Raw genomic sequence first — 9,274 nt, 5'->3', positions numbered from 1 at the left:
GCCAAACGGCTGTGGTTGAGGGGGGCAGCACAACTTAAATTCGGGGGAAAACTGTCCTTGACATGGGGTCCACTATACCTGCGCGAGAAAGAGCAGGCCGGCGATGACCATGAATTTGAGCGTCGCCGACTGGGCCGGCGTGATGGCGACCGGCGTGGCCGTAGCGAGCCGGGAGCGAGCCGTCGTGTCGTCCCCGTGCCAGCCGAGATAGGAGAATTTACCGAATGCCAGCAGCACGATCGCGATGCCGCCGAGCAGGAATATCAGACTGATGGCGCTCCACAAGAGCGCGCCGGAGGTCGGATGATTGCCGACGAGCGGGTCATACGGAAAGTTGTTGGTATAGGAGTGCGTGGTGCCGGGCCGCTGCGCGGCGGCTGCCCAGGCAGTCCAACTGAAAAAGGCGGTGAGCTGGCGTAGCTCGGTGGGATCGGTCACGGCGCCGCTGGCGAGTCCGCCGTTGTCGGCTGGGTTCTGAAAGTAGGCGGTCCAGGCGGCAAACTGGGCGTCGAACGCTGCCTGGCTATCGGCCGGCAGGCTCAGGATCCCGGTGGCCGGGTCGTAGTCGTTGCGCTTGAATTCGGCGGCGACCGAGCCGTCGACGCTGGCGCGCTCGTCGGCGCTCAACTCGGCGTAGGCTGTCTGGAAACGGGTCTGCGCGAGACGTTCCGCGTGATGCAGGGCGAGGCCGTGCAGCGTCTGCGCCGAGAAGTCCGGCCCCAGCATGCCCCCGTGGCCCCAGATCGTTCCGTTGTCCATCAGGCCGTATTTGAGAAAGACTTCCTGACCGGCGGCGACGTCCTCGGCGGTGAAGACGACCGCGCCGCTGGGATCGACCGCCCGCGCCGGGATCGGCGGCGCGTTCTCATAAGTCTTCAGCGAGAGCAGGATCAGGAGCGAAAAGCCAACGATCATCACGATCGCCAGTGACCGCGGCCACCATGGCGAAAGCGTCTCGGTTGGTGTGGACATCGTCAGTTTACTCCTCTAAAACGCCTCCCGAAGCCGCATTGTCGTGGCACACACGACTACCTTGACAATGACAGGTCTTCGGCGAATAGCCTGCTCAGTTTGAGCGATCGGACGCTTGAGTGCCCATCGACCCCCAACGCATGAAACGCGCCAATGGCGGCGAGCATGCGGCATCGGCAATCGGCGGGGTTTCAATGGCGTGTTGGTAGGCTTGAGGCCCATCTCGGCCCGGTTCTTTTGCACCGACGATGGCGCTTTTCAACCGGTTGAGCCGAACCGAACCGCGCCGTAACCTGATTCACGTTTCCTCGCCGGTTCCCTGTCTGGCATGGTGCCGCGCTGTCGTCGAGGCGCCTGATCCGATGCCGCGAGGCATGGCCTGATATCTGCCTCTCCCCTTGCTGAAGTGCGATAACGACCTTCAACCCAAGGAGCATCGCAATGCGTGCACTGACCATCCGCGCACATGACTTCGAAGACAGCGAGCTATTCGATCCCGTGGCGGCACTGAACGCGGCTGGAGCGGATGCGGTTGGGAGGCCGTTTGACTGAACTGTCACTCACCACAACCCTGATCCTCTTCGTCCTCGGCGCCGCTGTCATAGCAGCCGTCGGGGTGAAGCTCACGCGATTCGCCGACGCGCTCGCGGATCTGACCGGGCTGGGCGAGGCGGTCTTCGGGGCCGTCCTGCTCGGGGCGAGCACCTCCTTTCCCGGGATCGTCGCCTCTGTCACCGCGGCCGCATCCGGGCATGCAGAACTGGCCGTCGGCAATGCCGTCGGCGGTATCGCCGTGCAGACGGTCTTTCTCGTCGCCGCCGACCTCGCGCACCGGCGTGCGAATCTGGAACACGCGGCGGCCTCGGTGCCGAATCTCATCAACGCCGCCCTGTTGTGCGGGCTCCTGGCCCTGCCGCTCATGGCCGCCAACGGGCCGAGTCTCACCCTGCTTGGCCTGCACCCGGTCTCCTTCCTGCTGCTCGCGATCTACGTTTTCGGTCTGCGCATCGCTGCAGAGAGTCGCGATGTCCCGGGCTGGCGACCGGTTCGGACCCGAGACACGCTGGAGGACCAGCCCAAGACGTCCCTGGTGAGACAGGGCGGTGCGCGGCGTCTGTGGTTGGGATTCGCGGCCAGTGTCGCCGTGGTTGGCGTCGCCGGCTGGCTGGTCGGGATCGCCGGCCTGGCGCTGGTGCGGCACACGGGTCTCTCCGAAACCCTGGTCGGGAGCCTCTTCACCGCGACCGCGACCTCGCTGCCGGAACTGGTCACGGCGGTCGCAGCGGTACGTCAGGGCGCTTTGACGCTGGCCGTGGGTGGCATCATTGGCGGCAACACCTTCGACGTGCTCTTCCTGGTCTTTGCCGACGCGGCCTATCGCGAGGGCTCGATCTATCACGCGATGGGAATGCAGTCCCAGTTCCTCATCAGTCTTTCGATTCTGCTCACCGCCGTCCTGTTGCTGGGGCTGATCCGCCGTGAGCGGCGCGGTGTCGCCAACATCGGTTTCGAGAGTGTCGCCGTGCTGTGCTTCTATCTCCTCGGGCTCGCTGTACTCGTCTTCGGGCGATAGCGGCATAGGGGGCATGCGGCATCCACGGGACGCGCAACAGCGCCGTGGCGGTCTTCATCAGCACTCGTAGACCAGCCGATCCGGGTGCACGCCCAGGCTCAGCAGGTGCGTGTTGATCGACTCGACAAAGCCTGGTGGTCCGCAGACATAGAAGGACTGGTCCAGGCCGTGGATGTGCGCGGCGTTGAAGGCGTCGACCTTCTGAGTGTGCCGCGCAGTCAATGGCAACGGCATCCGCCAGTGGTCGTGTTGAGTCCTGGCCGCCGTGGCACGCGGGAGATACCCCATTCGGGGTGCAAATCCACCATTCCTGTCCTGGAGGTGGATGAGCCGATGACGAGTCGATTCTGGGAGACGATCGGTAGCGCTGGCATCAGGCTACGGAACCAAAAATTGGCTTGCTCTTTGCTTTAAATTGTCTCGGCAAGAGAGTTCACACGAACGACCTGTTGGACATGGGTTGGAGGTGCGGTCGAGCAGGCGGCACCGGCGGCTCGATCCATTCGGTCCACCAAGACGTGCTGCCAACGGCCGGTAATCCTTATGTCGTCAACAATCGCGCCCTCCGCTCCGACCGCCTTGCCGCTCGATCTGGAGCGCGAGCGTCTCGCCGATCTGGAGCGTCGCTCACTGCTCGCCGAGCAGGCCCGCCAACAGGCCCATCGCCTGCGCACGCCCTTGAGCGTGGTCAAGTTGATCTCCGAGACCCTGCAGCTGGATCTACTCGGTGATCGAGTCCAGCGCGAGCGACTCCAGCGCTTGCTCGGTGCGGCCTCGACCCTGTCCACCGAGCTCAGTGACACGGTGCGTTCGACGCGGTTCGGCGACGGTCCCGCCGAGCGCGTCGACGCGGCCATCTTGGCCGCTAGGATCGTGCAGACCTACGGCGGTCGGGTCGTCTCGATCGACGGCGAGATCGCACCGACCAGCGGCGATGGACGGGAGGTGCAGGTCGAGCGCGATAGCTTCGAGGCGGCCCTCGTGCACTGTCTGCGGCTCATTGGTATCGGCACCGACTGCAACGGCGTCTGCGCCCATCGGCCGGTCCTCGAGTGCCGAGCGGGTGCCGCGAGCCTCACCCTGCGTCTCACTGCCGAGGGCCGGCAGCCCCCCGAGATCCCCGGCGAGCGTGCCGATTTTCAGCTCATGGCCTTGGCGGCGGAGCGTGCCGCCCGTGAGAGCGGCGGCACCCTGACCCTGACCAACGACAGCGCGACCCTTGAGCTGCCGCTCGCGCCTTCGGCCGATTAGGCGCCTACCCGTTGCGCTCATGCTGTGTTGCTGCGGATCCGTCTCGGTGTCACCCTTGCGCCGGTCGATGGACCGCCTGGCTCAAGGGCGCTCCTCGGTTTCCGCGGGCCAACGCTGACGCAGCCTATCAATGTTGTCCTGGTGGGCAATCAGGATGACCGCGTCGCCGGCCTGCACTTCGGATACCCCCTCGGGCAGCAGAAAGGTCTCGTCGCGATAGAGGCAGATGATGCGGCAACGGTCCGGCAAGGCCAGTGCCTCGATGGGGCCGGCATCGGCGTCGCCGGCGATGAAATCGAACACCGCCGCGTCGCCTCGGATCAGCGACGACAGCTCCAGCGATTTCTCGCCGCTCAGCAGTCCCATCAGATGCGAAGCCACCGCGCGGTTGGGCATCACGCTGTCCTCGAGGCCGAGTTCGGTGCAGATGCGCTGGAATTGGGGATTATTGACCCGCGGCACGACACGCTTGAAACCGAGCGAACGCCCGATCAGGCTGGCCAGGATGTTGGTCTGGTCGCTCTCGAGCAGACAGAAGAGCACGTCGGTGTTCTCGGGCTCGGCATCGCTCAGCACATCCGGCGCGGTGCCGTCGCCATGGATGAAGCCGGCGTCGAGCTGATCGGCGAGGGTCTCGATACGGTCGCGGTCGCGTTCGATGATGATGACTTCGTGTCCGGCCTCGAGCAGCGTCTCGGCCGTGGACAGGGTCAGTGAGCTGGTGCCGATGAATGCGGTTCTCATGGCGATGCGCGCCTCCTTCCGATCCAGGTGGGTGGGTAGAGCACGACCAACAGGGCCAGGATCTCGACGCGGCCGAACAACATGTCGGCCGTCAGCACGAGCTTCAGCCATGGGGCCATGTCGGGTCCGGTGAGTCCGGCCGAGAGGCCGGCGTTGGACGTGGCCGAGACCACCTCGAAGAGGCTGGCCATCGGCGGCTGACCTTGCGTCAGGAAGACCATCCAGGACAGCAGCAGCACCAACGCCCAGAGACCGAGCAGCTGCAGGGCGCCGGCGATCATGTCGGGCTCGACCCGGTCGCCGCCGACGCGCACCACCAGGACCGCTCGCTCCGAGGCGGCGGTGCGTTGCAGCGCGACCTGGATCAGCCGGAGCAGGATCAGCAGCCGGATCAACTTGATGCCGCCCGCGGTCGAGCCGGTGCAGCCGCCGATCGCCATCGAGACCATGAGGACCAACTGTGCCGCGGGGGGCAGGGCGGCCACGTCGGTGGTGCTGAATCCGGTGTCGGTCTGCGCCGAGACGCCGAGCACCAAGGCGTCGGCGACGGCGGGCCACCAGGCGAGATCGCTGTGCGTCACGGTGATCGCCGCGAGCAGGGTGGAGGTGGTCAGGATGGCGATGAAGAGCGCGCGTACCTCCGGCTCGCCGAGCAGGGCGCGTGGGCCGCGTCGCGGCAGCCGGGCGTACAGGGGCAGACTGATGGCGGCCGCGATGCAGATGAGACTGAGCACCGCGACCGCCGCCGAGGGCAGCAGTGCGATGTTCTGGTCGGAGATGGCGAATCCCCCCGTCGCGACCGCCGCGAGTCCGTGGACCAGCGCGGAGAAGGGAGCGAGACCGCTCGTCCAGGCCGCGGCGACCGCGAGCAGTGTGAGTGCCGCATAGACCACGAAGACGCGCCGCGCATGCTCACGGGCACCCGCTTCGGTGAGCGATTCGCCGGTGGTCTCCAGCAGCCGCCGCGCACCGGCGTGGTGGCGCATGATTAGCGCCACCGTGAGCGCCGCGATGCCGAGCCCCCCGTACCATTGCATCCAGGCCCTGAGGAACAGGAAATCGGCCGGTCGCTGCGCCATGCCGCGCAGCGTCGTGAGGCCGGTCGTGGTCACGGCGGACACGCTCTCGAACCAGGCATCGATCGGCGCGATGTCGATGCCGACGAGCGGCCAGACCATGATCAGCGGCGCCAGGACGAAGGCCAGCCCGGTGATGCTGAGCGCCTCGTTCCATTGAATGTCTGCCCCTCGGTGCAGCTTGGCGAGCGGCCAGCCCGCTGCGCCCAAGAGGGCGCTCGTCGCGGCCAGACGCCACATCAAAGGGGAATAGTCGTTGAGGAACGACGCCAGCACCGGGGCAACCCCGAGCGCCGCTAGTGTCATCAGCAGACGCCCGATCAGGCCGAGCAGGAGCGTCGGGCGCACGGCGCGCATGAGATAGGCGGCCTGTTTCATTCGGCGTGTCTCGTTTGACCTCGGGCGTGGTGGTGCGAGTGGTCGGGGTGGATGGCGGTCTCAGCCCATCTCTGAACAAAGCAAATTGCCTGCCGTCGCTTGAAGCACGCGATCTCCCCCTCTCCGCGCATGACCCAGCGGTGCAATTGAAGCCGAAACGGTTGAAATGCCCCGATCGATGGCGCTGTCGCTGGTCCTCTCCACCGTCGCTGTCCCATCAAGGTCCTTACGAGGAAGGTCTCTTCAGTTCGCATATCGATGCCTGGCCACCCATGCGGGGCATCCTGGCATCCAGGGTGCTTAAGCCGAAGGACGTCGGGGTTGCGTCGGCCGTCGTTCAGGCTGGTGCTCGATCCGCGACGGCGCCCGCAGCCCTTCGCCACCTCACCCTTCTTTTCATGGCCGTTGCCCGCGGCCCATCCCATTACCCGTTCTGGAGATCGCCGATGTACCCTCAGCGCGTTGCCTTCTTGTTGCTCGCCCTCGCTCTGTTCACGATGGCTCCCGAGCTGCACGCCGAGGCCACCGCGAAGATATCCACAGATGGCGGCGTCGAGACGAGCGCCGAGGCGGCACCGACCACGTCAGCCGAGACGCCCGCCGCCGCGCCAGAGGCGCCCGACTCCGAAACCGGGATCGATCCGGCGCGCGTCGGACTGGCCGGCCTTGGTGTTCCACTCGAAACGGCGGAGGACTTCGAGCGCGCCTCTGCGTTGATCGACGCCCGAATCGCTGAGATCAAGAAGGCCGATCAGGGCGATGCGCAGGGCCCTGTCCCGTCCGCAGCGGACAAGCCCGTCACGCCCGACCCCAGAATCGCGCCACTGCGGGCCTTGAGACTCGAGGTTCAGCGTCGGGCCGCCTTGGTCGGTCGGCTTCAGGAGGCGCAGGACGCACTGACGGACCTGCAAGAAGAACGCGCGGCACTCGAGAACACGGGGCTGGCGACCAAACCGCCCTACAGCATCACGCTCTTGGACCAATTTCGCTCCGAGCAGCGCTCGGGCGAGCAGGAAGCCGAAGCCGCCGAGCGGGCACTGCTCAGGGCACAACAGCAGATCGCCGCCGCCGACGAGACGGTTGCGCAGGCCAATGAACGGCGACGGCGTCTCCGCGACCAAGTCGAGCAGGCCGAGGCCGGTGCGGATTCAGCGGCCTTGACGCGTCGGTTGGAGGGCGCCAGGCTGAACGTGCTTGCCGCGCATTTCCGTCAGGAAGCGGCGCGCTCGGAGCTGGAGTTGGCGCAGCGCCAAGACGACCTGGCCCGCCAGCGCCTGAGCCTGGTGGCGTCCAAGGTCGAGCGTGTGAAGGCAGATCTGGTCTTCACCCAGGCGTCCTTGGATGAGCAGATCAAGGCGCTCGATGGGCGGGAGAAGGACGCCCGTGAACGCATCGAGGCCTTTGATGAGGCCAGCGATGCGGCCGAGGGGGCGTTGTTCGAGGCGCGCCGACGTCTGCGGCACGCCACGGCCGAGCAGGACAAGGATCTCCTTCAGGAGCAAGTTGCGGCGCGCGAGGCGGAGCTAGCGGCCGCGCGCCAAGGGATCGAATACCTCAATCAGATCGTCACCGACATTGGCTCGGCACGCACACTCTGGAAGCGGCGCCATGTCTTGATGCAGGACACTGCGCTAGCGGCGCCCGCCAGTTGGCTGAGCGACACAGACGCCATCCTTGCGGCGATCGCGGAAGAAACCCAGTACGTCCAGGCCAGGATCGACGCGCTACGATCCATACGGCTGACATTGGTACGGCGCCTTGGCCAGTCGGGCCTCGACCCGGAGATGCGCGCGGCCATCCAACAGCGCCAGGCGGCCCTGGACCGGCAGGAAGGACTGGCCGAGGAGCTGTTGGACTTCGAGGACCAGCTGCATGCCTTGGCCCAGCAATTCAGGGCGGAGCTGACGGCCGCGGCGCGCACGCGCACCTTCGCTCAGCGCCTGGACGCGCTCGTGGTGCATCTGCGCGGCTGGTGGAATCAAGAACTCTTCGTCTTCCAGGACCAGGGCTTCTATCTCCGGGACATGGTCACGGGCGGGCTGGTGTTCGTCTTCGTCCTCGCCATCGTGTCCTTCTTCAAGATCCTACTGCGTCGCAGCGTCCTGCCGCGTCTGACCAGCGCGGCGCGGGGTGACGGGCGGGCGCCGCGCGCGCTGGTGCTGGCGTTCATCCGCAACACCAGCCAGCTCTTCGTCATGGCCGTGGCCTTCTATGCAGCGATGGCGACCTCCGGCCTGGCACAGGGTCGGTTCGAGGGCTGGCTGTGGTCGGTACTGGTCGTGGTGGTCTGGCTCCAGGTCGGTCTCTGGGCCAGCGCCGGCGCGGTCGATCTCATCCAGCGTCAACGCAGCCACCGGGAGCGGATCGATCCCTCGGCGGTCACCGGCTTCGGCCTCATGCTCTTCTTCGCCCGGGTCGGCATCTGGATGCTGGTGCTGGTTTCGGTGCTCTCCCATTTCGACTATCCCATCACCGGGCTGATCGGGGCACTTGGCGTCGGTGGCATCGCCATCGCCTTTGCCGTGCAGAACATCCTGGCCGATGTTTTCAGCTCCATGGCCATCATTCTCGACAAGCCCTTTCGGGTCGGCGACTTCATCGTCACCGGCGATACCCTGGGCGTGATCGAGCAGATCGGCGTCAAGACCACCCAGATCCGCAGTCTCTCGGGCGAGCAGGTCATCATGTCCAATACCGAGCTGCTCAACAGCCGCATTCACAACTTCAAGCGCATGCGCGAGCGCCGCGTGGTCTTCAAACTTGGCGTCGTCTACCAGACCCCGCCGGAGATGCTCGAGCGCATCCCGGCGATGATCGAGGCGATCGTGCGGGGCCAGGAGCGCGCCCGTTTCGATCGCGCCCACTTCTTCGAGTACGCCGATTTCGCACTCACGTTTGAGGTCGTCTATTACGTCCAGGGGGCCGACTACACCCTCTATATGGATATCCAGCAGGCGATCAATCTGGCCATCTACCGAGCCTTCCGTGAAGCCGGCGTGGAGTTCGCCTATCCGACGCAGGAGATCATCCTGCGGCGCGGGGAGGGGATGGCGAAACCTGCGTTTGACGATGGACGCTAAACCCCGCCCAGGACCTTGTTCGGGGTTGGTGCGGCATTTGCTGTATAGCCATTTGGCATGACAAGCATAGAGCCGGCTGGAAGCCGCCTCTACGATGTCTGGCAATCACGTCGAACGGCTATAGATAAGTGAGCAGCATCCCGAGCAAGGCCGCCAGAGTGTCGTCGGTGTGCGCGAGCATCGTCTCCTCAGCAGATGGT

Annotated in this window: 7 protein-coding genes; 3 read left to right on the top strand and 4 right to left on the bottom strand. The window is 65.7% G+C overall.

Features of this window, described 5'->3' with window-relative positions:
- Window positions 1-72 precede the first annotated feature (72 nt).
- On the bottom strand, window positions 73-972 hold the full coding sequence (locus tag GJ668_RS08340) for a hypothetical protein (protein ID WP_246194722.1): 900 nt from the start codon (window positions 970-972) through the stop codon (window positions 73-75).
- 544 nt (window positions 973-1,516) lie between these two features.
- Here GJ668_RS08340 and GJ668_RS08335 point away from each other — a divergent pair.
- Window positions 1,517-2,545: a sodium:calcium antiporter gene (locus GJ668_RS08335; protein ID WP_246194720.1), complete on the top strand. Its 1,029-nt coding sequence runs from the start codon at window positions 1,517-1,519 to the stop codon at window positions 2,543-2,545.
- A gap of 57 nt (window positions 2,546-2,602) precedes the next feature.
- Here the strand turns inward: GJ668_RS08335 and GJ668_RS20115 are convergent, their stop codons facing one another.
- Window positions 2,603-2,833: a ferredoxin reductase domain-containing protein gene (locus tag GJ668_RS20115; protein ID WP_186342978.1), complete on the bottom strand. Its 231-nt coding sequence runs from the start codon at window positions 2,831-2,833 to the stop codon at window positions 2,603-2,605.
- Window positions 2,834-3,088: 255 nt separating this feature from the next.
- Between GJ668_RS20115 and GJ668_RS08325 the strand changes: the two genes are divergently transcribed.
- Window positions 3,089-3,796 (top strand): hypothetical protein, encoded by a 708-nt coding sequence (locus tag GJ668_RS08325; RefSeq protein WP_155449694.1) that lies wholly within the window; start codon window positions 3,089-3,091, stop codon window positions 3,794-3,796.
- Window positions 3,797-3,877: 81 nt separating this feature from the next.
- On the opposite strand, the gene GJ668_RS08320 is transcribed toward GJ668_RS08325, so the two are convergent.
- Together GJ668_RS08320 and GJ668_RS08315 are read right to left on the bottom strand one after the other, a co-directional pair.
- Entirely contained in the window at window positions 3,878-4,540 is a 663-nt protein-coding gene (locus GJ668_RS08320) for a potassium channel family protein (RefSeq protein WP_155449693.1), read from the bottom strand.
- Window positions 4,537-5,994 (bottom strand): TrkH family potassium uptake protein, encoded by a 1,458-nt coding sequence (locus tag GJ668_RS08315; protein ID WP_155449692.1) that lies wholly within the window; start codon window positions 5,992-5,994, stop codon window positions 4,537-4,539. Before GJ668_RS08315 ends, GJ668_RS08320 begins: the two co-directional genes overlap by 4 nt.
- Before the next feature lie 446 nt (window positions 5,995-6,440).
- Here GJ668_RS08315 and GJ668_RS08310 point away from each other — a divergent pair, with 446 nt between their 5' ends.
- Complete coding sequence (locus GJ668_RS08310) at window positions 6,441-9,074, top strand: mechanosensitive ion channel domain-containing protein (RefSeq protein ID WP_186342977.1); 2,634 nt, start codon at window positions 6,441-6,443, stop codon at window positions 9,072-9,074.
- The last annotated feature ends 200 nt before the right edge of the window (window positions 9,075-9,274 follow it).

It is taken from the genome of Allochromatium palmeri (assembly GCF_009720725.1).
In the GTDB taxonomy this organism is placed as follows: Bacteria; Pseudomonadota; Gammaproteobacteria; order Chromatiales; family Chromatiaceae; genus Thermochromatium; species Thermochromatium palmeri.
This window is presented reverse-complemented; position numbering and strand designations above follow the sequence as displayed.

Bases quoted from the DNA above. Each gene is read 5' to 3' on its own strand.
- GJ668_RS08340 (WP_246194722.1), bottom strand. From the start codon at position 972: ATGTCCACACCAACCGAGACGCTTTCGCCATGGTGGCCGCGGTCACTG.
- GJ668_RS20115 (WP_186342978.1), bottom strand. From the start codon at position 2,833: ATGGGGTATCTCCCGCGTGCCACGGCGGCCAGGACTCAACACGACCAC.
- GJ668_RS08325 (WP_155449694.1), top strand. From the start codon at position 3,089: ATGTCGTCAACAATCGCGCCCTCCGCTCCGACCGCCTTGCCGCTCGAT.
- GJ668_RS08320 (WP_155449693.1), bottom strand. From the start codon at position 4,540: ATGAGAACCGCATTCATCGGCACCAGCTCACTGACCCTGTCCACGGCC.
- GJ668_RS08315 (WP_155449692.1), bottom strand. From the start codon at position 5,994: ATGAAACAGGCCGCCTATCTCATGCGCGCCGTGCGCCCGACGCTCCTG.
- GJ668_RS08310 (WP_186342977.1), top strand. From the start codon at position 6,441: ATGTACCCTCAGCGCGTTGCCTTCTTGTTGCTCGCCCTCGCTCTGTTC.